Annotated in this window: 24 protein-coding genes; 13 read left to right on the forward strand and 11 right to left on the reverse strand. The window is 62.8% G+C overall.

All coding sequences use genetic code 11. The features are described from left to right. Nucleotides 1-40: 40 nt before the first annotated feature. Entirely contained in the window at nucleotides 41-2,008 is a 1,968-nt protein-coding gene (locus tag OEW28_RS15980; protein WP_263735805.1) for a protein meaA, read from the reverse strand. Between the two features lie 135 nt (nucleotides 2,009-2,143). Here OEW28_RS15980 and OEW28_RS15985 point away from each other — a divergent pair, with 135 nt between their 5' ends. From OEW28_RS15985 to OEW28_RS16020, 8 genes are all read left to right on the forward strand, one after another. Further along, a complete protein-coding gene (locus tag OEW28_RS15985; RefSeq protein WP_263735806.1) occupies nucleotides 2,144-3,583 on the forward strand; it encodes a 1-acyl-sn-glycerol-3-phosphate acyltransferase in 1,440 nt (479 codons plus the stop codon). A 96-nt stretch (nucleotides 3,584-3,679) separates the two neighbouring features. Further along, a complete protein-coding gene (gene ccrA, locus OEW28_RS15990) occupies nucleotides 3,680-4,972 on the forward strand; it encodes a crotonyl-CoA carboxylase/reductase (RefSeq protein ID WP_263735807.1) in 1,293 nt (430 codons plus the stop codon). A 195-nt stretch (nucleotides 4,973-5,167) separates the two neighbouring features. Continuing rightward, on the forward strand, nucleotides 5,168-5,383 hold the full coding sequence (locus OEW28_RS15995) for a hypothetical protein (RefSeq protein ID WP_263735808.1): 216 nt from the start codon (nucleotides 5,168-5,170) through the stop codon (nucleotides 5,381-5,383). A 16-nt stretch (nucleotides 5,384-5,399) separates the two neighbouring features. Continuing rightward, nucleotides 5,400-6,041: a helix-turn-helix transcriptional regulator gene (locus OEW28_RS16000; RefSeq protein ID WP_263735809.1), complete on the forward strand. Its 642-nt coding sequence runs from the start codon at nucleotides 5,400-5,402 to the stop codon at nucleotides 6,039-6,041. Nucleotides 6,042-6,108: 67 nt separating this feature from the next. Further along, on the forward strand, nucleotides 6,109-6,741 hold the full coding sequence (locus OEW28_RS16005) for an acyl-homoserine-lactone synthase (RefSeq protein WP_263735810.1): 633 nt from the start codon (nucleotides 6,109-6,111) through the stop codon (nucleotides 6,739-6,741). A gap of 41 nt (nucleotides 6,742-6,782) precedes the next feature. Next, complete coding sequence (locus tag OEW28_RS16010) at nucleotides 6,783-8,312, forward strand: ATP-dependent DNA helicase (protein WP_263735811.1); 1,530 nt, start codon at nucleotides 6,783-6,785, stop codon at nucleotides 8,310-8,312. Between the two features lie 72 nt (nucleotides 8,313-8,384). After that, nucleotides 8,385-8,621 carry an Lrp/AsnC family transcriptional regulator gene (locus OEW28_RS16015; protein ID WP_263735812.1) on the forward strand — a complete coding sequence of 79 codons (237 nt, stop codon included), beginning with the start codon at nucleotides 8,385-8,387 and terminating at the stop codon, nucleotides 8,619-8,621. Nucleotide 8,622: 1 nt separating this feature from the next. Further along, entirely contained in the window at nucleotides 8,623-9,360 is a 738-nt protein-coding gene (locus OEW28_RS16020; protein ID WP_263735813.1) for an SDR family oxidoreductase, read from the forward strand. 1 nt (nucleotide 9,361) lies between these two features. Here the strand turns inward: OEW28_RS16020 and OEW28_RS16025 are convergent, their stop codons facing one another. Beyond that, nucleotides 9,362-10,123, reverse strand: coding sequence for a TIGR02186 family protein (locus OEW28_RS16025; protein ID WP_263735814.1), 762 nt, complete (start codon nucleotides 10,121-10,123; stop codon nucleotides 9,362-9,364). After that, entirely contained in the window at nucleotides 10,120-11,037 is a 918-nt protein-coding gene (locus tag OEW28_RS16030) for a sulfite exporter TauE/SafE family protein (protein WP_263735815.1), read from the reverse strand. Before OEW28_RS16030 ends, OEW28_RS16025 begins: the two co-directional genes overlap by 4 nt. 589 nt (nucleotides 11,038-11,626) lie before the next feature. Between OEW28_RS16030 and OEW28_RS16035 the strand changes: the two genes are divergently transcribed. From OEW28_RS16035 to OEW28_RS16050, 4 genes are all read left to right on the forward strand, one after another. Beyond that, complete coding sequence (locus tag OEW28_RS16035) at nucleotides 11,627-12,751, forward strand: substrate-binding domain-containing protein (RefSeq protein ID WP_263735816.1); 1,125 nt, start codon at nucleotides 11,627-11,629, stop codon at nucleotides 12,749-12,751. 130 nt (nucleotides 12,752-12,881) lie between these two features. Beyond that, a complete protein-coding gene (locus OEW28_RS16040) occupies nucleotides 12,882-13,994 on the forward strand; it encodes an ABC transporter ATP-binding protein (RefSeq protein WP_263736029.1) in 1,113 nt (370 codons plus the stop codon). Nucleotides 13,995-14,007: 13 nt separating this feature from the next. Continuing rightward, nucleotides 14,008-14,928: an ABC transporter permease gene (locus OEW28_RS16045; protein ID WP_263735817.1), complete on the forward strand. Its 921-nt coding sequence runs from the start codon at nucleotides 14,008-14,010 to the stop codon at nucleotides 14,926-14,928. Then, the gene (locus OEW28_RS16050) at nucleotides 14,925-16,172 is read left to right on the forward strand and encodes an ABC transporter permease (RefSeq protein WP_263735818.1); all 1,248 of its coding nucleotides are present in this window, start codon (nucleotides 14,925-14,927) and stop codon (nucleotides 16,170-16,172) included. The genes OEW28_RS16045 and OEW28_RS16050 overlap by 4 nt, the downstream gene beginning before the upstream one ends. 76 nt (nucleotides 16,173-16,248) lie before the next feature. Here OEW28_RS16050 and OEW28_RS16055 read toward each other — a convergent pair whose 3' ends face one another. From OEW28_RS16055 to OEW28_RS16090, 8 genes are all read right to left on the reverse strand, one after another. Continuing rightward, nucleotides 16,249-17,217 (reverse strand): ABC transporter permease, encoded by a 969-nt coding sequence (locus OEW28_RS16055; RefSeq protein WP_263735819.1) that lies wholly within the window; start codon nucleotides 17,215-17,217, stop codon nucleotides 16,249-16,251. Continuing rightward, nucleotides 17,217-18,308, reverse strand: coding sequence for an ABC transporter permease (locus tag OEW28_RS16060; RefSeq protein ID WP_263735820.1), 1,092 nt, complete (start codon nucleotides 18,306-18,308; stop codon nucleotides 17,217-17,219). The genes OEW28_RS16055 and OEW28_RS16060 overlap by 1 nt, the downstream gene beginning before the upstream one ends. Before the next feature lie 3 nt (nucleotides 18,309-18,311). After that, nucleotides 18,312-19,949: an ABC transporter ATP-binding protein gene (locus tag OEW28_RS16065; protein ID WP_263735821.1), complete on the reverse strand. Its 1,638-nt coding sequence runs from the start codon at nucleotides 19,947-19,949 to the stop codon at nucleotides 18,312-18,314. After that, the gene (locus OEW28_RS16070; protein ID WP_263735822.1) at nucleotides 19,949-20,944 is read right to left on the reverse strand and encodes a BMP family lipoprotein; all 996 of its coding nucleotides are present in this window, start codon (nucleotides 20,942-20,944) and stop codon (nucleotides 19,949-19,951) included. The genes OEW28_RS16065 and OEW28_RS16070 overlap by 1 nt, the downstream gene beginning before the upstream one ends. 174 nt (nucleotides 20,945-21,118) lie before the next feature. Further along, nucleotides 21,119-21,532, reverse strand: coding sequence for a ribosomal protein S18-alanine N-acetyltransferase (gene rimI / locus OEW28_RS16075; RefSeq protein WP_263735823.1), 414 nt, complete (start codon nucleotides 21,530-21,532; stop codon nucleotides 21,119-21,121). Then, nucleotides 21,529-22,185, reverse strand: coding sequence for a tRNA (adenosine(37)-N6)-threonylcarbamoyltransferase complex dimerization subunit type 1 TsaB (gene tsaB / locus OEW28_RS16080; protein ID WP_263735824.1), 657 nt, complete (start codon nucleotides 22,183-22,185; stop codon nucleotides 21,529-21,531). Before tsaB ends, rimI begins: the two co-directional genes overlap by 4 nt. After that, nucleotides 22,175-22,735 (reverse strand): NifU family protein, encoded by a 561-nt coding sequence (locus tag OEW28_RS16085; RefSeq protein ID WP_263735825.1) that lies wholly within the window; start codon nucleotides 22,733-22,735, stop codon nucleotides 22,175-22,177. The genes tsaB and OEW28_RS16085 overlap by 11 nt, the downstream gene beginning before the upstream one ends. A 108-nt stretch (nucleotides 22,736-22,843) precedes the next feature. Then, nucleotides 22,844-23,299 (reverse strand): universal stress protein, encoded by a 456-nt coding sequence (locus OEW28_RS16090; protein ID WP_263735826.1) that lies wholly within the window; start codon nucleotides 23,297-23,299, stop codon nucleotides 22,844-22,846. Between the two features lie 131 nt (nucleotides 23,300-23,430). Between OEW28_RS16090 and OEW28_RS16095 the strand changes: the two genes are divergently transcribed. After that, nucleotides 23,431-24,054 carry a sugar transferase gene (locus tag OEW28_RS16095; RefSeq protein WP_263735827.1) on the forward strand — a complete coding sequence of 208 codons (624 nt, stop codon included), beginning with the start codon at nucleotides 23,431-23,433 and terminating at the stop codon, nucleotides 24,052-24,054. Nucleotides 24,055-24,067 lie beyond the last annotated feature (13 nt).

The following is a 24,067-nucleotide window of genomic DNA, read 5'->3' on the forward strand; positions in this document are numbered from 1 at the left end:
TTGTGCGACAAGACCGATCTTGCCCGCGAAGGCGCCGGATCTATTCGGCGGCCTCGGCTTTCGGTTCTGCCAGCAGCACGATATCGCCCATGATCCGGTTCAGCTCGAAATCCTTCGGCGTGTAGACCCGTGCGACGCCCATCCTGCGCATGGCCTCGGCGTCGTCGTCGGGGATGATGCCGCCGACGACGACCGGAACATGGGACAGCCCTGCGGCCTGCATTCGCTCCATCACCTCGGCAACCAGAGGAAGGTGGCTGCCCGACAGGATCGAAAGGCCAACGACATGCGCGGATTCGCTTTCGGCCGCCGCCACGATTTGCGCGGGCGTCAGTCGGATGCCCTCATAATGGATGTCCATGCCGCAGTCGCGCGCGCGCGCAGCGATCTGTTCGGCCCCGTTCGAGTGGCCGTCAAGACCGGGTTTGCCGACGACGAACTTCAACCTGCGGCCAAGCCGTGTCGACACCGCATCGACGGCGGCGCGCAGGTCGTCAAGGCCCTCAGTCCTGTTCGATGGCGATTTCGACACGCCTGTCGGGCCGCGGTATTCGCCGTACACTGCGCGCATCACGCCTGCCCATTCACCGGTCGTGACGCCCGCTTTCGCACAGGCAACCGAGGCCGGCATGATGTTCTGTCCGTTTTCCGCTGCAAGGCGCAGCGCGGCCAAGGCCGCTTCGACGGCCCTTTGGTCGCGGGCCGCGCGCCAGGCGTCAAGCCGTGCAACCTGATCGGCCTCGACGGCGGGATCGACGGTCAGGATCGATCCGTCGCCCGCGGTCAGGGGGGACGCCTCGCCTGCTTGCCAACGGTTCACACCCACTACGACGGTTTCCCCCGCCTCGATCCGGTTCAGCCGGTCGGCGTTCGCCTCGACCAGGCGCCCCTTCATGTACTCGATCGCGGCGATCGCGCCGCCCATGCCGTCCAGGACCTTCAGCTCGTCGCGCGCGCCGGCTTTCAGCGCCTCGACCTTGGCGGCAATCACGGGGCTGCCTTCGAAAAGGTCGCCATATTCAAGAAGGTCGGTTTCATAGGCCAGGATCTGCTGCATCCTCAGCGACCATTGCTGGTCCCAGGGACGGGGAAGCCCGAGGGCCTCGTTCCATGCCGGAAGCTGAACCGCGCGGGCGCGCGCATTCTTCGACAGCGTCACGGCCAATGTCTCAAGCAGGATGCGGTAGACGTTGTTTTCGGGCTGCTGTTCGGTCAGGCCGAGCGAGTTCACCTGCACCCCGTAGCGGAATCGGCGGTATTTTTCTTCCTCGATGCCATAGCGGTCGCGACAGATTTCATCCCAAAGCTCGGTGAAGGCGCGCATCTTGCAAAGCTCGGTCACGAACCGGATGCCCGCGTTCACGAAGAAAGAGATGCGCCCGACCATCGCGGGGAAGGCGGCCGGATCGACCTTGCCCTTCAGGTCGTCCAGAACCGCGATCCCTGTCGCCAGCGCGAAGGCAAGCTCCTGCTCGGGCGTGGCGCCTGCTTCCTGCAGGTGGTACGAACAGACGTTCATTGGGTTCCATTTGGGCAGGTTCTCTGCCGTGTAGGCCGCCACATCGGTGATCATCCGAAGCGAGGGCTTGGGCGGGCAAATATACGTTCCGCGACTTAGATATTCCTTGATGATGTCGTTCTGCACCGTTCCTTGCAGATTTCGAACATCGGCACCCTGTTCCTCGGCGACCGCGACATACAATGCCAGCAGCCAGGGCGCGGTCGCGTTGATGGTCATGGAGGTGTTCATCTCTTCGAGCGGGATCGCGTCGAAAAGGGCCCGCATGTCGCCCAGATGGCAAACCGGTACGCCGACCTTGCCAACCTCGCCGCGCGCAAGGTCATGATCGCTGTCATACCCGGTCTGGGTTGGCAGGTCGAAGGCGACCGAAAGACCCGTCTGGCCCTTGGCAAGGTTCGCACGATAAAGTGCGTTCGACTTCGCGGCCGTCGAATGGCCCGCATAGGTGCGGAAAAGCCAGGGCTTGTCGCGGGTCGCCTGGGTCATGGCGGTCTCCTTGATCTTGTGCGTAAGATTATTTCGCAAATGCAGAGATAGGCGACACTTCGTGACCTTGTCAATTCGCTGCGTTGCGGCATCTGGGGATTTACGTCGACGACGCGACCTGTCACGGTCCCGGTCATGCTTCAGCCGGTGACGCTGCCTCTTTGGCTATTCGCGATGATCCTCGTCTTCGCCGGGGTCACTTTCGCGTCGCACTTTCTGTTTCCGTCCGTCCGATGGTTCCTGCGCCGCAGGGTCGAGCGGGCGGTTGCGCGGCTGAATGCGCGGCTGGAGCGCCCGATCGAGCCGTTCAAGCTTATGGCGCGCTCGGACATGATTGTCCGGCTGACGCATGACCCAAAAGTGGCGGAAGCCATCGCCGCCGAAGCGCAAGAGACCGGCATTCCCGAGACGGTGTTGCTGGAGCGCGCGCGTCGGTATGCGCGCGAAATCGTTCCGGGGTTTTCGGCGCTCGTCTATTTCGGCTTTGCCGCGCGGGCGGCCAAGTGGCTTGCCAGGTTGATCTACCGTGTCCGCATCGGCCAGTTCGATACCGACGCGTTCCGCGACATCGACAAGAAGGCCACGGTGGTCTTCGTCATGAACCACCGCTCGAACATGGACTATGTTCTTGTCACCTACCTGGCGGCAAGCCGGTCCGCGCTGTCCTACGCGGTGGGGGAGTGGGCGCGCGTCTGGCCGCTTTCCTGGCTGATCCGGGCGTCGGGCGCGTACTTCATCCGCCGTCGATCGGGCAATACGCTCTATCGCCGCGTCCTTGCGCGCTATGTGCAGATGGCGACCGCCGAGGGCGTGACCCAGGCGATCTTTCCCGAAGGCGGGCTGAGCCTTGATGGAAGGGTCGGCAGGCCCAAGCTTGGCATCCTGTCCTACATACTCGATGCCTATCGCCCCGGCGGGCGGGACGTGGTCTTCGTTCCGGTGTCCCTGGCCTATGACCGCATCATCGAGGACCGGGTCCTGACGGCGGCCCATGCCGCCGGAGTGCGCCGCTTTCGCGCCCCGCTTGGCTCGATCCTTCTCTTTCTCGGGCGCCAGGTGCGGCGCATGCTGACAGGGCGCTTTGAAAAGTTCGGCGTCGCCTCGGTCAGCTTCGGGACGCCGCTGTCCCTGGCCTCTTTTCTGTCCAAGTCCCAGGACAACGTGACCGCGGAACTGGCGGACGAACTGATGCGGCGCATCGCGCAGAATGTCTCGGTACTGCCTGTTCCGCTGTTCTGCGCGGCCCTGGGCCAGGACATCGACCTGACCTTGGACCGGATATCGGAGCGGGCAGAGGACCTGGTGCAACGTCTGGCTGCGGCTGGTGCGCATCTGGATCTTCCCGACGGGTCGTCGCGAGCTGCCATGATCAGTGCGATCGACATCCTGTCGCTGCGCAAGGTCGTTCGGCGTCAGGGTGATCGCATCGTCGTGCCACTGAAGGACAGGGCACTGATCGGTTTCTATGCCGCTCCCGTGTGGCAGCATCTTTGTGCAGGCGCGGCATTGTCGCAGGGAAATATGAGCGTCAAAAGCGCAAGTCGGAAGCAACCGGGACATAAAATTACAAAATAGCCGCCAAAACCTATTGCAATATTACCGCGCCGATCCTATTCCATGCCTTGAGACTGCATTGATTCTGCGATGCGGCAAGAACATCAGGAGAGGTAGATGGCTTTGGATACGCAGACCGAAATCGCGCCCTACGACGCGCCGGAAAAGGATCTGTACGAGATCGGCGAAATGCCGCCCCTCGGCCATGTGCCGAAGCAGATGTATGCCTGGGCGATCCGGCGCGAGCGCCACGGCGAACCTGAAACCGCGATGCAGGTCGAAGTGGTTGATACCTGGAAGCTGGACAGCAACGAGGTGCTGGTTCTGGTGATGGCGGCGGGCGTCAACTACAACGGCGTCTGGGCCAGCCGGGGCGAGCCGATCAGCCCCTTCGACGTGCACAAGCAGGCTTATCACATCGCCGGATCGGATGCCTCGGGCATCGTCTGGGCGGTGGGCGAGAAGGTCAAGCGCTGGAAGGTCGGCGACGAGGTCGTGATCCACTGCAATCAGGACGACGGCGACGACGAACATTGCAACGGCGGCGATCCGATGTTCTCGCCCAGTCAGCGGATCTGGGGCTATGAGACCGGCGACGGATCGTTTTCGCAGTTCACCCGGGTGCAGGCACAGCAGCTGATGCCGCGTCCGAAGCATCTGACCTGGGAAGAGGCCGCCTGCTACACGCTGACGCTGGCCACGGCCTACCGGATGCTGTTCGGCCATGCGCCGCACGATCTTCAGCCAGGCCAGAACGTGCTGGTCTGGGGCGCCTCGGGTGGTCTGGGCTCCTATGCGATCCAGCTCATCAATACGGCGGGCGGCAACGCGATCGGGGTGATCAGCGACGAATCCAAGCGCGACTTCGTGATGGGTCTGGGCGCCAAGGGCGTGATCAACCGCAACGATTTCAAGTGCTGGGGCCAGCTGCCCAAGGTCAACAGCCCCGAATACAATGAATGGCTGAAAGAGGCGCGCAAGTTCGGCAAGGCGATCTGGGACATCACCGGCAAGGGCGTCAATGTCGATATGGTCTTTGAACATCCGGGCGAGGCGACCTTCCCGGTCTCGGCGCTGGTGTGCAAGAAGGGCGGCATGGTGGTGATCTGCGCCGGAACCTCGGGCTTCAACTGCACCTTCGACGTGCGGTACATGTGGATGCATCAGAAGCGGCTGCAGGGCTCGCATTTCGCGCATCTGGCGCAGGCCTCGGCGGCGAACAAGCTGATGCTTGAACGCCGGCTTGATCCCTGCATGTCCGAGGTCTTCCCCTGGGCTGAGATCCCGGCCGCCCACATGAAGATGCGCCGGAACGAGCATAAGCCTGGCAACATGGCAGTTCTCGTCCAGTCGCCCAGGACGGGATTGCGGACCTTCGAGGACGCCTTGGAGGCCGCGCGGCGCGACTGAACCGAGTCGAAATGGGAGGGAACACTGGAAAGGTGCGCAACGGTTCGTGGCGCACCTTTTTCGTTCCAGTAATTTCAATGGCTTAGATGGTAAGTTATCCCCATATTCGGCGAGTTGCATTGAGGCCGCGCTCATCCAATTCTCGGTGAATGAGACGCGAGCGAAAAATGCAATCTACTTCACGCTGGGGGTGAAATGCAGTACGAATGGATCTTGGACGTGCTGAGTGATCTCAAGTCTTTCGCCCAGGGAAACGGTCTGCCCGCGCTTGCCGAGCAACTGGGTGACACAGCCATAGTGGCGGCTGGCGAGATCTCCCGTCTGTCCGAGGATTGGATCGGAGGCCAGGCGCCGGATGCGGGCAAGGTTGCGACGGTTCGTTGGGGAACTTCAGGCGTCGAGAACGCGTGAAGACCTTCAGCGCAATGTGATTTGGTTTCGCGACCAACTAGGGGTCGACCATCTCGTCTATCATTCGGTAAGCGGGGCGGGTCAACAGTACGGCATCCTGACCTATCCTGACGACTGGGTTCAGCGATACGTCGCCGAGGGTTACGCCAGGATCGATCCGGTGGTCCAGGGATGCCTGCGCCGCTTCCAGCCAACCGACTGGAAGGATCTTGACTGGTCGGGCAGGCAGTCACGCAATTTTCTTGGCGAAGCAGTGTCGGCAGGGGTCGGAAGCCAAGGCTACTCGGTTCCAGTTCGCGGACCCGGTGGACAATTCGCGCTATTCACCGTTTCAGGGCGTGCTACCGACGCGCAATGGGAAAGGTTCGTGACCGGCAGCGCGACGGATGTTCTGCTTGCCGCGCATTTCCTGAACCAGCGGGCGCAGGAAATCATCCAGGGCGATGCGTCGGAGGAAGCCCAACAGCTGAGTGGACGGGAGATTGACGTGCTGACCCTTCTGGCCCTTGGGATGAACCGGGCGCAGGCGGCCGACACGCTCGAGATATCCGAGCACACCTTTCGCTCCTACGTGGAAAGCGCCCGTATCAAGTTGGGTGCCACCAATACGACCCACGCGGTCGCGCGCGCCGTTTCCGGCGGCTTCGTCCTGCTGTGACCTGGCCCCGCTAGGCTCCTGTTAACCAGTTTTCATTAAGCCCTCCTTACCTAACAGGAGGGATGTGATGCTTAGATATCTGACAGGGGAAGAACTCTCCGCCACTCCGATTTTGCGTGACACGATGTTCGAGGACCGCGCGCGGCAGTTCCGTGACCGGCTCAACTGGGAGGTGCGGGTCGACGAAAAGGGGTGGGAGCGGGATGAGTACGACAGGTTGAACCCGCTTTACGTCATCTGGCAGCGGGCGGATGGCCGACACGGCGGATCGATGCGTTTCATGCCCACCGAAGGTCCGACGATGGTCAATGATCACTTCCGCCACCTTGCCGGAGGGCGGCGCATTTCCCATCCGAAGGTCTGGGAATGCACCCGCTTCTGCCTGGCCTCCGACACCGATGCGAACGTCGCGGCGGCACTGATGCTGGGCGGGGCGGAGCTTGGGATGGGGCTTGGCCTGACGCGGGCCATCGGGGTGTTCGACGCGCGCATGGTGCGGATCTATCGCCACCTTGGCTGGGAGCCGGACATCCTGGGCAGCGCGGGTTCCGGGCGCGACGCGATCAGCCTTGGCTTCTGGCGCTTCTCTGAGGACGTGCGCCAGAAAATGGCGCTGAAGGCGGGGATCCCGGCCGCGCTATCGCGGGACTGGTTCCGCTTCGACAAGGTCGAATCGCTGCCGGTGCGCGCGGCAGGATAATCGTCTGGCGCTTGCGACAAGGGGCGGGTAGGGTCGCTGCCATGACCTTGCCCGCACTCCAGTTCTCCGACGATCAGGCCGAAGCCTGGGACCACGTGGCCGAGGTTCTTCGAGGGGCGGGCATCGACATTTTGGACGGCAGCACGTCGCCCGCCAGTACTGGAAAGTCTAGCGTTCTTGCGGTGATAGGCAAGGCGGGATCGGGCAAGACGATGCTCTTGGCCGAACTGACGAAGGCTCTGGCGGCTGCCGGGGTCGACACGATTTCAGGCGACTACGAGGGCCGGCGGCGCAAGGATCGGCGGACGCTTGCCATCCTTGCCCCGACCAACAAGGCGGCGAGTGTTCTGCGGGGGCGCGGCGTTCCCGCGACCACGATCCACCGCATCCTTTACACGCCCGTCTACGACCCAGAGTACGAAAAAATCGCGGAATGGTTGTCGGGTAATGGCGAGCGTCCCGAAATCGAGGGGCTGACCGATACCGCGCTGGACCGCGCCAAGGCCTTCTACGACCAGGTGAAGTCGATCCCCGGCGCCCTGGCTGCCGCGGGGTTGCGCGGTTCGGACTTCATCCTTGGCTGGAAGCGGCGGGAGGATCCGCTGGACATCGGCTTCATCGACGAATCCTCGATGTTGGACGAGCGCCAGTTCGAGGATCTGCGCGAAATCTTCCCCACGCTGATCCTTTTCGGCGACCCTGCCCAGCTGGCTCCGGTCGGGCAATCCGGCGAGATGGTCTTTGACCGGCTGTCCGAGGGGCGCAAGCTCACGCTCAGTCGCATCCATCGCCAGGAAACCGACAGCCCGATCCTGGATCTGGCCCATGCGCTTGCCGACCCCACACTTGAGTTCGAGGGATTTGAGCGCATGGTCGCGGATGCCGCGCGGCGCGATGACCGGGTGCAGTGGTCCGAAAGGGTCGATGCGGGGCTGATGGCCCGTTCACCCGTCCTGGTCTGGCGCAACCAGACACGCGTGCGGCTGATCCAGGCGTTCCGGTCCGCCTATGGCGCGCCCGCGGACGAACTGCTTCCCGGAGAGCCGCTGATCTGCGACGGGATCGAGCTACCGCTCAAGCATCGCAAGAAGCGGATCGACCTTGAGGCGCGGGGCCTGATCAAGGGGGCGCAGGTCATCTACCTTGGTGCGGGCAAGAAGCCGGGTTTTTCGCGTCTGCATGTCGTGGGGTCCGAGGATCCGCTGGTTTCGGCGGCATCCATCATCAAGATAGAACAGCCTGACACCGAGGAACCCTTCATCCCCTACGCCGCGCGAATGGGGGCGGCCTTTCTGCATGGCGCCGCCGTCACGATCCACAAGGCCCAGGGGTCGCAGTGGGAAGACGTGCAGGTCTTTGCGCCCGACCTTTTCGTCGCCGCGCGCATGGGGCGGATGGAGGCCGGACTGCCGCTGTGGAAGCGACTGGCCTATGTGGCGATCACGCGGGCGGAGAAGCGCTTGCACTGGGTCGTGCGCAACCGCCTCGCCCGTCCGACGGCGCCCCTTGGGACGGCCGACCTGCCGAAGACCACTTCGGTCCTCTCGCTCGACCCTGCCGAGGCGGGATGACGCGGCGGCCTCTGATGGCTTTTCGATCCGGTTCCGCGCCGCTACTGTCCTGACCAAACAAGGGAGTCGCCAATGCGCTGCGTTTTCGTCCAGTTCCGCTGTCAGCCCGGCAAGACCTACGAGGTCGCCAATCAGATCTACGATCGCGAGGTGGTTTCCGAGCTTTACTCGACCTCGGGCGAATACGACCTGATCGCCAAGGTCTACATTCCCGAGGACGAGGATGTCGGCCATTGGCTGGCCGAAAAGCTTTTCGATATCCCGGGCATCAACCGGACGCTCACGACGATGACGTTCAGGGCTTTCTGACATGGCCGACACGATCGTCGTGACAGGCGCATCCGCGGGAATTGGCCGTGGCGTCGCGGAACGTTTCCTGGCAGAGGGTTGGAATGTCGCGATGATCGCGCGGCGATCGGCGCTTCTGGAAGAGGTCGCCGGCGGGGCGCACAACGCGTTGCCCCTGTCATGCGACGTGGCTGACGCCCAGGCCGTCGACCGCGCCTTTGCGGAAACGGCCGCCCAGTTCGGGAGGATCGACGTTCTGTTCAACAACGCGGGCATCTTCCGGCCCGCCAGCCTGATCGACGAAATGCCGCTGGAGGATTGGAACGACACCCTGGCTGTCAATCTTACGGGTATGTTCCTGTGCGCGCGTGCCGCGTTTCGTCACATGCGCACACAGTCGCCGCAGGGCGGACGGATCATCAACAACGGGTCGATCTCGGCCCATGCGCCGCGGCCGGGATCGGTCGGCTACACGACGACCAAGCACGCGATCACCGGTCTGACGAAGTCGTTGGCGCTTGATGGCCGGCCCTTCGGGATCGCCTGCGGGCAGATCGACATCGGAAACGCGCGTACGGAGTTGGCGGCAAAGATCGAACAGGGCGTGACGCAGGCCGATGGCTCGGTCCGGCCGGAGCCGATGATGGCCGTCGAAGACGTGGTCGAGGCCGTGCTGACGATGGCGCGGATGCCGGCTTCGGCCAATGTGCTTTCACTGACGGTCATGGCCACCAACATGCCCTTTGTCGGGCGCGGGTGATCTAGCGGCGGAGCCTCCGGAAGGCTTCCGACGCGGCCCAGCCGGCAAGTGCTGCCAGGAAAAGGGCAAGGGCGCCATATGCGGCCGGCTGGTCCTGCGCGAGCGTGTAGAGCCAGCGCTCGATCCCGACCTTGCGGACGTAGATCGTGGATTGGTTCGATGCGATCACCTGCCGGTTCCGAAGCAGATAGATGCGGGCGATGTAGTTCCCCTCGACCAGGTTCGCGGGAAGATCGAAGCTGGTGTTGAAGAGCGTCTGATCCTTCAGGTACGTGCCGCTTTCGGCGGCCCCGTAAAGGCCCTCGGTCTGGCGTATGCGGATCAGCGCGTCGGTGAAGGCCAGGGAGTCGAGGATATCCTGCGGCGCACCGACCGATCTGATCTTCTGCACGACCGAAATCTTGTGTCTCAGATCCTCGGTCTGTGAGAGGATGTACTCCAGCGGAGCCGTTGCCGCCACGGCGTAGAAACTGGGGGCGTTGTCGACCTCGACCGAGGCAGTGTTAACCCAAATGCCAAGCTCGCGCGATTTGCGGCGCACGATGATCGGCCCGGACGGCCCCTCAAGCGTGATGATCACCTGCAAGACGCCGGTTTCCGGGATCGGCGCCTCGCGCTTCACGGCGCCGTAGACCAGAAGGTCGGACCCTTCGAAATTCGCCGTGATGGATATCCGGTCCTGGCTGAGCCCTGATATCACCTCTTCCTGAGCGGCGGCCGGCCAGGCGAGGAGAACGCCAACCACCAGCGCAAGCCATTTCATTGCTTCACCTTGGCCAGCGAATAGAGTTCGCTGGGTTCCAGAAGCAGGTCAGCCGCGATTCTTGCACTGACGACAAGCACCAGGAGCGCCAGCAGAACCCTGAGCTGCTCGGCATTCAGGCGCGCGCCGATCCGCGTTCCGACCTGCGCCCCCACGACCCCCCCCAGGATCAGAAGCAACGCCAGCATCAGGTCTACGGACTGGTTCGTCAGGGCGTGCATGAAGGTCGTGAAGCCGGTCACGAAGATGATCTGGAACAAAGAGGTTCCGATCACCACCTTGGTCGGCATCCCCAGAAGATAGATCATCGCCGGCACCATGATGAAGCCGCCGCCAACCCCCATGATCGCCGCCAGCACCCCGACCGCCGCACCGACGATCAGTGGCGGGATGACCGAGATGAACAGACCCGAAGTGCGAAACTTCATCTTGAGTGGAAGATTGTGCACCCAAATGTGGTGGTGCCGCTTCACCCTGGGTGCGGTGCCCGAACGCGCGCGGCGCATCGCCCTCAGGCTTTCCTGAAGCATCAGAAGGCCGATCAGCCCCAAGAAGACAACATAGGTCAGCTGGACCACCAGGTCGATCTGTCCAAGGCGCGACAGCAGGTTGAAGACCCAGACACCGGCGGCCGATCCCGCCAGGCCGCCAATCAGCAGGACGATACCCATCCGGATGTCGACCGAGCGCCTTTTGAGGTGGGCAAGAACACCCGAGATCGAGGATGCCACGACCTGATTCGCGCCTGTGGCGACGGCCACGGTTGGCGGCACGCCGATGAAGAACAGCAACGGCGTGATCAGAAAGCCGCCTCCAACGCCAAAAAGCCCGGACAGCACGCCGACAAGGCCGCCTATCCCGAAAAGTAGAATGGCGCTTACGGACACTTCGGCGATGGGCAGATAGATCTGCATTGGCAGTCAGTTGCCTGTGAATGTTGTCTGCGCAACGGTTGCGCCCGCCAAGGGCGATGTCAAATCCACATGCGCACGAAGTTCGAAAATTGAAAGGGGAAATTCGTGCAAGGGCGCGAACGCCAAGGCGGCCGTGCGGCGGTTTGCGGTGTCCATGATGCGCTGCGGGTCGCGCGAAAATGGCCGATCTGTGGCGACAGATTTCAGTATAAATATATGATATCGTTCAAAAAAGTTGGAAAATCAGGGATTCCGGGCATGACGCTGGCCGCCGTGGCACCAGTCCACATGATTCCAAGGCTTCCACGATCCCATCGTAACTGGACATAACTATTCGTTTTTTTTGGACCTATCGCGCCCGCGGTCCGCATGGTGATCTTTGCGACATGTCGCCGAAACCCCCCGAAGTGATCAAGCCGATCCCGGCAGCCATGGCCGGAGTCGGCTCTTGACGCACGTGTCGCTTCGTCGGGGCATGTCAAAGAGGGCTTTGAAACTGCGGGTTTGCGTAGGAGTATCGGAACACAAGCAAACAGAAATCGAGAAAGTCGATCAAAAGGCGAACCAAAGACCAAAGGGAGTAGATTGAATGACTCAAGACAAAAAACTGTCTCGCCGCACGGTGCTCAAGGGCGCTGGTGCCGCGACCTTGGCGGCGCCGCTATACTCGAAAAGCGCGCTGGCATCGTCCGGCGAAATCAACATCATGATGTGGTCGGACTACCTGCCGCCGGACTTCATCAGCGCGTTCGAAAGCGAAACCGGGATCAAGATCAACTATACCGGGATCGGGTCGAACGAAGAGATCATCAACAAGATGAAGGCGACCAAGGGGCAGGGCTTCGACCTTATCAGCCCCACGAACAACCGGTCGCTTCAGTGGGAACCGCTGGAACTGATCCAGCCCTTCGACATGGCCCGCGTCAAGATCGACGCCGTGAACCCGGCCATGGCCAAGATCGGCACCGACGCCTGGAACTTCGGCGGCAACGGGTCGCACTGGTTGCCGCACATCTGGGGAACCGAGGGGATCGCCTATCGCACCGACCTCTGGCTCCCGGCGGGTGACGCGCCCTCTTACGGCGACGTCTGGTCGGAGGAAAACGCGGGCAAGACCATGGGCCGTGCGCATTCGATGATGCTTGGCGCTGGCCTCTTCATGGAGCGTTCGGGCGAGATGGAGCCGGGGTCGATCTGGTCCGCCTACAACGACGAAGAAACCATGCGGAAGGTCTGGGGTCAGGTGACCGACTGGTGCGTCGCACGCAAGGATCGGATCAAGCTGATCTGGAACGACGCCGATACTCAGAAGAACGGCCTGATGAACGAGGGTGTCGTCGTCGGTCAGACCTGGGACGGTCCCCCGCTTGCGCTCAAGGCGGCGGGCGAGCCTGTGCACTACCAGGCCCCGGTGGAGGGCGCGATGGCGTGGGTCGACGGCATGTCCATGCCCGTCGGTGCGGCGAACATCGACCAAGTCTACGCCTTCATCGAGTTCGCGTACCGTCCGGAGCAGGCGGGACACGCGATCGACAGCCATGGCTACAACTCTCCTGTGCTGGGCGCGGACGCCTTTGCGGGCGACGTCTACAAGAAGAACTTCCAGGAGGCATACCCGGGCGAAAGCCTCGGCAACCTGAACCCCTGGCCGGCCGAGGCGCCTTGGTACGCCGACGTCAGGACCGAGTTCGTCAACAAGTTCACGAGCGCCTGATCGCGTTCGTGACGGGCCTCCCGCCGGATGCGGGGGGCCCTTTGCATCTGCGGGGACGGACCCACCGCACGTGTTCCAAAGAAAATGCGGCCCGGCGAACGAGCGCCGCATCACGGGGAGAGACCAGAACATGGTTGCAGGCGTCGGCGTCGATCTGGAGAACCTCTGGATCCGCTTTGGAGATTTCGTCGCGGTGCGCGACGCGAACGTGAACATCAAGGGTGGGGATTTCTTTTCCTTTCTGGGCCCTTCCGGCTGCGGCAAGACCACGATCCTGCGCGCGGTCTCCGGGTTCCTTGAGCCGTCTGAAGGCAACGTGCTGATCGGCGGAAAGAACATGAAGGGGGTTGGTCCGAACAAGCGGCCGACCGCACTGATCTTCCAGAACCTCGCGCTTTTTCCCCTGATGAAGGTCTGGGAAAACATCGCGTTCTCGATGGAGATCAAGGGCGCCAGCGCGGCAGAGCGGCGCAAGCGTGCGGACGAACTGCTGGAAATGATCGCGCTTGAAGGCCAGGGCGACAAGCTGCCGTCCGAACTATCGGGCGGTCAGCGTCAGCGCGTGGCGATCGCGCGCGCCCTGTGCGCCGAACCGCATGTGCTTTTGCTGGACGAACCCCTGTCGGCGCTGGACCTGAAGCTGCGTCAGCACATGCGCACGGAACTGCGCGAAATCCAGCAGCGCGTCGGCATCACCTTCATCTACATCACGCATGACCAGGGCGAGGCGCTGACGATGTCGGACAACATCGCCGTGATGCGCGCCGGCGTGATCGACCAGATCGGTGAGGGCAAGACCATCTACAATGACCCGGCGACCCCCTTCGCAGCCTCCTTCGTCGGCGAAAACAACGTGTTTCGCGGCAAGGTGAAGCGCGTGAGCGGCGACCGCGTGCTTGTCCAGTCAAACCGCTCGGGCGAGCTGCTGGCACGAATTTCCACCGCCAACCTCGGAAGGCTGAAGGAGGGCGACAACGCGATGATCTTCATCCGTCCCGAAGCCTTCGAACTGGCAAAGACGGGAACCGAGGGCGATCACTACGTCTCGGCCCGAGTGATCAACGAGGAATTCGAAGGCAATGTCTTCAACATCTTCATGGAAGGTGACGGCGGTAAGGAGATAAAGGTCTCGCTTCCCAACCTCGGTCAGTCGTTCGACAGTCACAAGGGGCAGACGATGACCCTGAAGTACGACGTCAAGAACGCGGTCGCCATGCCTGCGGGCGTGTTGGCGACGGAATGACGGGAGGAGCGAGATGCCGCGCATCCTGAAGGACTTCCTGAGCCGAAACGGCACCGGCCCCGGTCTGGTCATGCTGGGCCTCGTCCTTTTCTGGACGGTAGGGCTGATCATCCTGCCGCAGTTGTCGATGCTGGATTTCTCGTTCCGTCCGAACCTGCCCCCGCCCGAGATGGGAGGGCCGAAGGATGTCTATACACTTGAGAACTACAAGTACCTGATTTACGGCCCCGAGGGCGGCAGCCAGGCCTACAATACCGTCGACCTGATGGTCTTCTTCCGTACGCTGGTCGCTGCGGCCTGCGTGACGGTGTTCAACCTGATCATCTGCTATCCGATCGCCTACTATCTGGGCCAGACCAAGGGAAACCACATCCGGGTCTTCGCCCTGATGCTGATCATCCCCTACTGGATCAACGAAATCCTGCGCGCCTTTGCGCTTCGCATCATCTTTGGTGAAACGGGGGTTCTGAACACGATCTTTACCGGGATCGGGCTCTTTGACACCCCGTTCGACTTCATCCGCAACGATTACGCTCTCTACGCCGGCCTTGGCTACGCCTACATTCTGTTGATGATCTTCCCGATCTATAACGTGATCGAGAGCCTGGACCACAACCAGATCGAGGCCGCGCGCGACCTTGGCGCGCCCTGGTGGCGCATCCACTGGCGCGTCGTCATCCCCTATGCGAAGCCCGGTATCAGTTCGGGCTGCACGATGGTGTTCATGCTGTCGGCCGGCGCGCTGGCGGCGCCGCAGATCCTGGGGGGACCGTCCAGCCTCTGGTTCACCCAGCTCATCTACCAGCAGTTCAACGACAGCAGCGACTGGCCTCAGGGCGCCGCCTACGCCGTCGTTCTGCTTGTAACCTGTGTCCTTCTGGTGCTGGCCGTGATGCGGCTCTTCAAGGTGAACATGGGGGACATCGGCAAATGAACCTGTCCTTCCTGCGCCTGAGCATCTGGCTCTACCTCGCCATCTTCTTCGCCTACCTGCTTGGTCCTCTCGTGATCATGTCGGTTACGGCCTTCAACTCGCCCAGCTTTCCCAGTGCGACCCCTTGGGAGTGTCTTACGTTCGAGTGGTTCTCGGCGCTCTTTCAGGACACGCGCATCCTGAACGGGATCAAGAATTCGCTGCTGATCGGTGCGGGCACGGTCGTCCTGTCGGTCACCATGGGGCTAGCCGGGGCGTTGATGCTGACGCAGATCTGGCCGAAGCTGCGGGCCACCTATTACACGGTGATCATCGCGCCGATCCTGATCCCGGGCGTCGTTCTGGGGATTTCAACCCTCGTGTTCTGGGACCGCATCAACCGGATGCTTGGCTTCGGTCCCGACAGCCTGTTGTCCAGCGGCCTTTTCCTGACAATCGTCGGCCAGTCCACCTTCATCGCCTCCTACTGCATGCTGGTGCTGGTGGCGCGGCTTCAGCGCTACGACATCGCGCTGACTGAGGCGGCACTGGATCTGGGCGCCACGCATGCCCAAGCCTTCCGCAAGGTGCTGCTGCCGTTCATGCGGCCTGCCATCGCCTCGGCCGCGGTGCTGGCCTTTCTTGCCAGCTTCGAGAACTACAACACCACCACCTTCACCTTCGGCGAATACCCGACGCTGACGATCGAGCTGGCGCAGAAGGTTCGCTATGGCATCTCGCCCGCGATCTCGGCGCTGGCATTCATCATCGTCGTGCTGACGGTCTTTGCGGCCCTCGCGAACGAAGCGACGATCCGCAGGCGCGAACTGGTTGCTGCAGCACGCCGGAATGCGACCGTGGCTGAACTTTCAGGCGGCAGAGTCACGCTGCCGGGCTTCCTGAGCGGCAACACAGCGGCGGTTCTGCTTGTGGTCGTGTCGATCGCGACGATCGTTGTCGTCGGCACGGCGACTGTCTACAGCCCTGATCAGTGCATTGCAGATGTGCGTGAGCAGAAGCGGCTCGAAGCCGAGAAGCGCGCCGAAGAGCTTCGCCGGAAGCGTGACGAAGAACGCAAGCTGAAAGCTGAGCAGGCGCCCGTGACAACCGCGCCTTCCGGCAGTACGGGCAGCAGCAGCTTCGGCGGGGTCTTCGATCCCAACGCGCTTCAGGGGGTGCCCTCGGAGCCTGAAGAGGAGGGCGGTGCGGACAGCGGATTTGGCGGCGCCTTCGATCCCAACACATTGCAGGGGTCCGGAAACTGATCGCCGAGACTTGAGGGAAAGGGGCGCCCGGCAGGGCGCCCCTTTTCGCATGTCGACATCTAGGGTCGGCTGCCTGTCAGCGTTCCTTCACGTAGGGCTCACCACCCGCGCGGGGTGGGATCGCCCTGCCAACGAAGCCCGCCAGAACGATAACGGTCAGGATGTAGGGCAGGGCGTCGAGTGCAGGAACCGGCACGTCGAAGCCGACCGTATTCTTGATCACGTCGGGCCGCAGCGCCAGAGCCTGGAAAAAGCCGAAAAGCAGCGTTGCCATCAGCGCGTACCAAGGGCGCCACTTCGCGAATATCAGCGCGGCAAGCGCGATGTAGCCACGTCCTGCCGTCATTTCCTTGCCGAAGCCCGCCTGAAGGCCAGCGGCCATGTAGGCGCCCGCAAGGCCGCACAGGATGCCAGTGATCACCACGGCTCCGTAGCGCAGCCGTATGACGGAAATGCCCGCGGTGTCGACCGAGGCCGGGTTTTCCCCGACCGCGCGCAATCGCAGCCCGAAGCGCGTCCGAAACAATACCCACCATGTGACCGGGACCGCGAGCAGGGCGATATAGACCAGCGCGCCATGGCCGGAAAGGACCTCGGAGTAAAGCGGCCCAAGGATCGGTACACCGGACAGCGCTTCGGCAAACGGCAGGGTGATCGGGTTGAACCGCGCCTCTCCGCTAAGCGGCGGCGTGCGCCCGCCCTGCCGGAAAAGCGATTGCGCGATCAGGACCGTGATGCCCGACGCCACGAAGTTGAGCGCCACCCCGGAAATCAGCTGGTTGCCGCGAAAGGTGATAGATGCCACGCCGTGGACAAGGGCGAAAAGGACCGCCCCCGAGATCCCGGCAAGAAGGCCGATCCAGACCGAACCCGTCAGCGCCGCAACGGCGCCCGTGGACATCGCCGCCATCAGCATCTTGCCCTCAAGCCCGATGTCGAAGATGCCCGAGCGTTCCGAATAAAGCCCTGCAAGGCAGGCCAGAAGCAGCGGCGTCGCAAGCCGGATCGTGCTGTCGAGAATCTGGAGAAGCGTCGCGTAATCCATCACGCCACCTCTATCCGCCGCGGCCGGAAGAAGACGCCCAGCATCATCCTTACCATGTGATCAAGGGCGCCCGTGAACAGGATCACCAGGCCCTGCACCACGGTTCGAAGCTCGATCGGAATCGAAGTCCAAAGGCCGATCTCGGCGCCGCCTTGATAGAGGATTCCGAACAGTATCGCCGCCAGGAACACGCCGATCGGGTGGTTCCGGCCCATCAGCGCCACGGCGATGCCGATGAAGCCCGCTCCTTCGGACGAGTTCTGCAGAAGTCTCCCGCTTTCCCCCATCACGTTGTTGATCGACATGAGCCCCGCCAGGGCGCCCGAGATCAGCATGGCCAGCATGGTGACGCGGAACGGCGATATGCCGGCATATCGCGCGGCAGGTTCTGACCGGCCAAACGCGCGTATCTCGTAGCCCAGCCGGGTGCGCCAGAGCAGCAGCCAAACCAGCCAGCAAGCGATGAGCGCGACGAAAAGCGTGACGTTCGCGGGTATCTTCTTGTCGAAGATCAGGCCCAGAAGCGGCAGGTCGTGCAGCGTTGGCAGTGCCGCGCCCGAGGGGAAGCGTGCAGTTGCCGGGTCCATCTGACCCGGTGGCCGCAACACGTTCACCAGCAGGTACACGATAAGCGCTGCACCGATGTAGTTGAACATGATCGTGGTAATCACGATATGGCTGCCGCGCCTTGCCTGAAGATAGGCCGGTATTGCCGCCCATGCCGCACCGAAAAGCGCGCCCGCGATCATCGCCATCGGCAAGGCAAGCGTCCAGTGCGGCCATGGAACGGCAAGGCAGACAAGCGCCACGCCCAGACCCCCGAGCTGCGCCTGCCCTTCACCGCCGATGTTGAAAAGGCTGCCGTGGAACGCGACTGTGACCGCCAGCCCCGTGAACATGAAGCTGGTGGCGTAGTAGAGCGTATAACCCCACGCATAGGACGAACCCACGGCCCCCGTTACCATCGTCGTCAGCGCCTCCTTCGGGCTTTGACCGATCGCAAGGATGACAAGCGCCGAAATGATCCCGGCCAGAAGAAGGCTGATGAGGGGGACCAGCACAAGGTCGGCCCAGCGAGGAATCCTTGCCATGTCCTATCCCCTTGTTCCGGTAGAGAGCCGTTGCTCATCCGCGGCCGCCGAAATGTCCCAGCCCGACATCGCGCGCGTATCGGCGCCACCAAGGCCGGCCATGAGGCAGCCCAAGCCCACCTGGGTCGCGGATTCGGCGGGACCGATGCCCATCAGGTGCCCGTCGAACATTACGGCGATCCTGTCCGACAGGCTCATGATCTCGTCCAGTTCCACACTGACCAGAAGCACTGCCTTGCCGGAGTCGCGCAGTGCAACAATTCGTTTGTGGATGAATTCGATCGCACCGATGTCGACGCCGCGCGTGGGCTGCCCGACAAGCAGAAGGTCGGGGTTTCTTTCGATTTCGCGCGCAAGAATGATCTTCTGCTGATTCCCGCCGGAAAAGCTCTTGGCTTGAAGCGTAGGAATGGGCGGACGGACGTCGAAGCGCTCCATCTTGCCCTTCGTGTCCTCAAGGATCGCGCCGTTGTCCATGAGCCAGCGATTCTTCTGATAGGCCGGGTCATTGTGATAGCCGAAAGCCACGTTTTCCCAGGCGGTAAAGTCCATGATCATGCCAAGATGCTGGCGATCCTCGGGAACATGGCTGATGCCGTCGCGCCGCCGCGACTGCCCGTCCGATGACTTCCCGGTCAGATCAAGGCTCTTGTCGTTCAGAATGACAGTGCCGGTGCCTTGGGTGATGCCGCCCAGAACCTGAAGCAATTCCGTCTGGCCGTTGCCGGCCACGCCGGCGATGCCAAGGATCTCGCCTGCGCGGATCGAAAGATCGATGCCCTTCAGGCGCTCGACCCCGTCTACATCGCGCACGCGCAGGTCCTTGATCTCAAGCACCCTGCGGCCCGGTTTCGCCGTGCCCTTGGGGACATGCAGCAGCACCTTGCGCCCGACCATCAGTTCCGCAAGCTGTTCGGGGCTGGTTTCCGCTGTCCGAACCGTTGCTGTCATCTCCCCCCTGCGCATGACACTGACGGTGTCGGTGATTTCCATGATTTCGCGCAGCTTGTGGGTGATCAGGACGACCGTCTTGCCCTGTTCCTTGAGGTTTCTGAGTATGCGGAACAGGTGGTCGGCCTCGGCTGGGGTCAGGACGCCTGTGGGTTCGTCCAGGATCAGGATGTCGGCGTGGCGGTAAAGCGCCTTCAGGATCTCGACCCGTTGCTGATGGCCGACGGAAAGCTCCTCGATCACCGCGTCCGGGTGCACCTCTAGCTCGTATTCCCTGGCAAGGTCGGCCAGAACCTTGCGTGCCTTGGCGAGAGAAGGGCGCAGAAGCGCGCCGTCTTCGGCGCCGAGGATCACGTTTTCCAGCACCGAGAAATTCTGAACCAGCTTGAAATGCTGGAACACCATCCCGATGCCCGCGCGGATCGCGGCCTGGCTGTCGGGAATGGTTGTCGGCGTACCGTTGATCAGGATATCGCCGGAATCAGCCTTGTAGAAGCCGTAGAGGATCGACATCAGCGTGGACTTGCCCGCGCCGTTCTCGCCGATGATGCCGTGGATCGTCCCCTTGGCAACCTGGATCGAAATATCCTTGTTGGCCTGAACCGTCCCGAATGCCTTGGAGATGCCGCGGAGTTCGATAGCAAGGGGGGCGGCAGTTTCCTGCCGCCCCGCCGCGATCCCGCCCTTCATCAGAAGGACGCGGCCGGGCAGGTGTTGTCTGCCATGTAGTCGTGAACCTCCAGCTCGCCCGACTTGATCTTGGCGGCGGCTTCATCGACGGTAGCGGCCATTTCCGGCGTCACGAGCGAGGCGTTGTTTTCGTCCATGGCGTAGCCCACGCCCTCGTTGGCAAGGCCCATGACGTTGATGCCGGGCTGAAGGTCGGCGCCTTCCGTGAAGGCCTCGTAAACGGCGTTGTCCACGCGCTTGAGCATCGAGGTCAGAACCTGGCCCGGGTGCAGGTGGTTCTGGTTGCTGTCCACGCCGATCGACAGGATTCCCTCATCCGCCGCGGCCTGAAGGACGCCGATTCCGGTCCCGCCTGCGGCGGCATAGATCACGTCGGCGCCTTGCGCCTTCTGAGCCTTGGCCAGTTCGGCGCCCTTCACCGGGTCGTTCCAGGCCGAAGGCGTGGTGCCGGTCATGTTCATGACCACCGTCGCGTCCGGGTTCACCGCCTTCACGCCCTGCGCATAGCCGCAGCCGAACTTGCGGATCAAGGGGATGTCCATGCCCCCGATGAAGCCTACGGTGCCGGTCTTCGACGCAAGCGCGGCCATCATGCCGACAAGGTAGGATCCCTCATGTTCGTTGAACACGACCGACTTCACGTTCGGCGCGTCGACGACCATGTCGATGATCGCGAACTTGGTGTCGGGGAAATCCGGCGCGACCTTGGCCAACACGTCGCCGAAGGCGAAGCCGGTCATGACGACCGGGTTCGAACCGGCCTCGGCCAGGCGGCGCAGTGCCTGTTCGCGCTGGGCCTCGGACTGCATTTCCAGTTCCTTGTAGGACCCGCCGGTTTCCGCCTTCCAGCGCTCGGCGCCGTTGAACGCGGCTTCGTTGAAGGATTTGTCGAACTTGCCGCCAAGATCGTAGATGATGGCCGGATCGGCCAGCGCCACGCCCGAGGTCAGCGCCAGCGTCGCGGCCGCGCCGAGGAATTTGGTCATCAGGGTCATCGGTTTCTCCCGGTTCTATTGTTCGGTCACCCGTGTGTCGGGGCCGCCCGCCTATCGCGGGTCGATCGCTTGCGGATCAATCAGGATTAGGGAGGAGTCGCGATACCGGGTCAATAGCAATCTGAGCCGCGGCGGCGATGCTTTTGACCTTTTGGTCAACGGCATATGGCCATATCAGCCGATCGCGCGAAACATGACGAGGGCGTCGGTCCGGCCACCGGCGGAGCAGGAGTAGTAGCCCTTGCGAATGCCGGATTCGCCAAAGCCCGTGGACCGGTAAAGCGCGATTGCGGCCTCGTTGTCCGCCGCGACCTCAAGAAACGCTGTGGCCGCTCCGCGCCGGGCCGCTTCGGCCAGGAAGGCCGCTACAAGTCGGCCGCCTGCGCCGTTGCGCCGCGCGTCTGTCCTGACCGCGATCGTCAGAAGCTCGGCCTCATCCAACACCACGCGTCCCAGCACGAAGCCCGTATCCTCGCTGATCAGAAACGTGTCGGCGCGGGCGATCTGCTCGGCGAATTCGGCCTCGCTCCAGGGTCTCGGCTTCGAGAAGGCCGCGGCATGCAGGCGGGCAAGGTCCGCTGGGGTCATGGCAGGATGCGTGGTGGTGCGTCGCGCGACGGGGCCGCGTCGGCCGGGCGCAGGTAAAGTGGCGCGGGGCGTGTCGAGGCCGACAGGCGGTGGGCCGTTGCGAGATGCGCGATTGCAACCGGCAGGGAATGGCGCGGTGCAGCCACGACGCCCTTGCACAGCGCCGCGATTTCGTCCGACCGGTGACCCATGCACGATGGCGCCGCCTTCCTCGGGATCTGCGGCAGGGTGTCCATGTCGCAGGCGATCGGGCCTCCGGCTTCCATGTCGCCGAAGACCTGCACGTAGAGACGACCCTGGCGGGCGTCCAGGCTGGCGAGGCAAACGCCCTCGGTTCCGAACGCCATCGCTTCAAGCGCGGACACGCCGATCGCAGGCACGTCAAGCGCGAGGGCCAGACCGCGTGCCGCGGCAACGGCGATGCGGACGCCCGTGAAATTGCCGGGGCCTATGCCGACGCCGATCGCTGACAGGTCCGACCATTCGACATCGGCGGACGCAAGAAGTTCCGTCAGCATCGGCAGCAGACGCTCTGCCTGCCCCTTGTCCATGGGTTCGACGACTTCGGCCAGCAGATGGTCGCCAGCAAGCAATGCGGCCGCGCAATGCGCGGCCGATGTGTCGAACGCCAGGATCAGGGGATCAGGCCGCAACAGGCCGAACCTCAAGCACTTCGGGAATATAGTGGCGCAGCAGGTTCTCGATCCCCATCTTCAAGGTCAGCGTCGAAGAGGGGCAACCGGCGCAGGCGCCCTGCATGTGAAGATAGACGATACCGCGGTCAAAGCCGTGGAACGTGATGTCTCCGCCATCCTGTGCGACCGCGGGACGCACGCGGGTATCCAGCAGTTCCTTGATCTGCTTCACGATATCCTCGTCCGGTCCTTCATGCGCCGCGTGCGCGCTTTCGCGGCGCTCGCCCTCGATCGCGGGTTGGCCGGACTGGTAGTGCTCCATAATCGCACCAAGGATCGCGGGCTTGATGTGATCCCACAGCACCCCATCCGCCTTGGTGACGGTGATGAAATCCATGCCAAGGAACACGCCCGTCACACCTTCGACCGCGAAGATGCGGGATGCCAGCGGTGATTTTGCCGCCGTGTCAGACGAGGGGAAGTCCGCCGTTCCGGTGTCAAGAACGGCCTGACCCGGCAGGAACTTCAGCGTGGCGGGATTCGGCGTGGATTCGGTCTGGATGAACATTTCTAGTCTCCGACTGTTCCAGTCGGATATGCGCCTCGCACCGGGCCGAGTCAAGGTGAGCCGCTGACATGCGTCAGACCGCCCCGCTTGCGCAAATGCCCGAACGCCTCAGGTGATGGCCTCGAGCCGGTCCTTGGAAATCTCGCCCGGAACGATCGTGATCGGGACCGGCAGATTGCCAGAGGACCGCGACATCTGTGTCACAAGGGGGCCGGGGCCGGATTTTTCGGTCCCCGCGCCAAGAACCAGAACGCCGATCTCGGGATCCTCCCGGATAAGGTCCAAGATTTCGTTCACCGGCTCACCCTCTCGGATGACCAACTCAGGATTGACTCCCTGCCGGTCGCGCATCCACTTCGCGAAGACTTCGAAATGCGCCTCGATGCGTTCACGCGCCTCGGCCCGCATGATGTCGGACACGCCGATCCAGTGCTGAAACTCGTCTGGCGGGATGACCGATAGGATGGTCACGCCGCCACCTGTATGGGCTGCACGGAGTGCGGCAAAGCGCATCGCGTTCAGGCACTCGCGGCTGTCGTCCAGAACGACGAGGAACTTGCGCATGATGTCTCCTTCTTGCGCGGGGATCATGGCGTCTTGCCGAAGCTCTGGCAACTGGATCGTGACAGGCGCCATTAAGGGCCCGGTAAGGCAGAGCATGGTGAACTTCGGCCGCATCGGCAGGGAGGCAATCCATGACACCCGGCAAGCGTCTGTTCGATCTGGTCCTTGCTCTTGTTCTCTTGCCACTCCTGTTGCCGGCCATCGCGGTGGTCGCGGTGCTGGTGCTGATCGTTGATGGCAGGCCCGTGTTTTACCTTGGTGAAAGGATGCGCGACACGCGCCGCGCATTCCGCCTGGTCAAGTTCCGCACGATGCGGGGCACGGCCGAGGGCGAAGTGGCGACCGGGGGCCACACGCAGGCAAGGGTCACGTGTCTCGGTCGGGCCTTGCGGCGCTATCGCTTGGATGAATTGCCGCAGATCCTCCATGTTTTCAGCGGGAAGATGAGCTTTGTCGGCCCGCGCCCTCCGCTGCGTCGGTACGTTGAGCTGCACCCGGACCTCTACGAAAAGGCCCTTCGGTGCCGCCCGGGCGTGACCGGCTTGGCCACTCTGCGATTTCATCGGAAGGAAACGCGGGTCATGGCTGCCTGCCGCTCCGCCGGGGAAAGCGACGCCGTCTATCGGCGCCTTTGCCTGCCGCGGAAGGCGCGGCTTGACGCGTTTTACGCGCGCAAGCGCAGCCTTGGACTTGATCTCGCGATCATCGCAGGCACGCTCGCAGCGGTTTTTCTGAACCGTGATCGGAGCGTTTAACCGGTCGGTAAGC

The sequence above is a fragment of the Albidovulum marisflavi genome, assembly GCF_025751435.1.
GTDB lineage: Bacteria > Pseudomonadota > Alphaproteobacteria > Rhodobacterales > Rhodobacteraceae > Albidovulum > Albidovulum marisflavi.

Excerpts from the sequence above, each read along its gene's own strand:
- OEW28_RS16060 (WP_263735820.1), bottom strand. The coding sequence starts at position 18,308 with ATGGCAAGGATTCCTCGCTGGGCCGACCTTGTGCTGGTCCCCCTCATC.
- OEW28_RS16050 (WP_263735818.1), top strand. The coding sequence starts at position 14,925 with ATGAACCTGTCCTTCCTGCGCCTGAGCATCTGGCTCTACCTCGCCATC.
- OEW28_RS15995 (WP_263735808.1), top strand. The coding sequence starts at position 5,168 with ATGCAGTACGAATGGATCTTGGACGTGCTGAGTGATCTCAAGTCTTTC.
- OEW28_RS16055 (WP_263735819.1), bottom strand. The coding sequence starts at position 17,217 with ATGGATTACGCGACGCTTCTCCAGATTCTCGACAGCACGATCCGGCTT.
- OEW28_RS16045 (WP_263735817.1), top strand. The coding sequence starts at position 14,008 with ATGCCGCGCATCCTGAAGGACTTCCTGAGCCGAAACGGCACCGGCCCC.
- OEW28_RS16020 (WP_263735813.1), top strand. The coding sequence starts at position 8,623 with ATGGCCGACACGATCGTCGTGACAGGCGCATCCGCGGGAATTGGCCGT.
- OEW28_RS15985 (WP_263735806.1), top strand. The coding sequence starts at position 2,144 with ATGCTTCAGCCGGTGACGCTGCCTCTTTGGCTATTCGCGATGATCCTC.
- OEW28_RS16040 (WP_263736029.1), top strand. The coding sequence starts at position 12,882 with ATGGTTGCAGGCGTCGGCGTCGATCTGGAGAACCTCTGGATCCGCTTT.
- rimI (WP_263735823.1), bottom strand. The coding sequence starts at position 21,532 with ATGACCCCAGCGGACCTTGCCCGCCTGCATGCCGCGGCCTTCTCGAAG.
- OEW28_RS16010 (WP_263735811.1), top strand. The coding sequence starts at position 6,783 with ATGACCTTGCCCGCACTCCAGTTCTCCGACGATCAGGCCGAAGCCTGG.
- OEW28_RS16035 (WP_263735816.1), top strand. The coding sequence starts at position 11,627 with ATGACTCAAGACAAAAAACTGTCTCGCCGCACGGTGCTCAAGGGCGCT.
- OEW28_RS16065 (WP_263735821.1), bottom strand. The coding sequence starts at position 19,949 with ATGAAGGGCGGGATCGCGGCGGGGCGGCAGGAAACTGCCGCCCCCCTT.
- OEW28_RS16090 (WP_263735826.1), bottom strand. The coding sequence starts at position 23,299 with ATGCGCAAGTTCCTCGTCGTTCTGGACGACAGCCGCGAGTGCCTGAAC.
- OEW28_RS16030 (WP_263735815.1), bottom strand. The coding sequence starts at position 11,037 with ATGCAGATCTATCTGCCCATCGCCGAAGTGTCCGTAAGCGCCATTCTA.
- OEW28_RS16085 (WP_263735825.1), bottom strand. The coding sequence starts at position 22,735 with ATGTTCATCCAGACCGAATCCACGCCGAATCCCGCCACGCTGAAGTTC.
- ccrA (WP_263735807.1), top strand. The coding sequence starts at position 3,680 with ATGGCTTTGGATACGCAGACCGAAATCGCGCCCTACGACGCGCCGGAA.
- OEW28_RS16095 (WP_263735827.1), top strand. The coding sequence starts at position 23,431 with ATGACACCCGGCAAGCGTCTGTTCGATCTGGTCCTTGCTCTTGTTCTC.
- OEW28_RS16005 (WP_263735810.1), top strand. The coding sequence starts at position 6,109 with ATGCTTAGATATCTGACAGGGGAAGAACTCTCCGCCACTCCGATTTTG.
- OEW28_RS15980 (WP_263735805.1), bottom strand. The coding sequence starts at position 2,008 with ATGACCCAGGCGACCCGCGACAAGCCCTGGCTTTTCCGCACCTATGCG.
- OEW28_RS16025 (WP_263735814.1), bottom strand. The coding sequence starts at position 10,123 with ATGAAATGGCTTGCGCTGGTGGTTGGCGTTCTCCTCGCCTGGCCGGCC.
- OEW28_RS16070 (WP_263735822.1), bottom strand. The coding sequence starts at position 20,944 with ATGACCCTGATGACCAAATTCCTCGGCGCGGCCGCGACGCTGGCGCTG.
- OEW28_RS16015 (WP_263735812.1), top strand. The coding sequence starts at position 8,385 with ATGCGCTGCGTTTTCGTCCAGTTCCGCTGTCAGCCCGGCAAGACCTAC.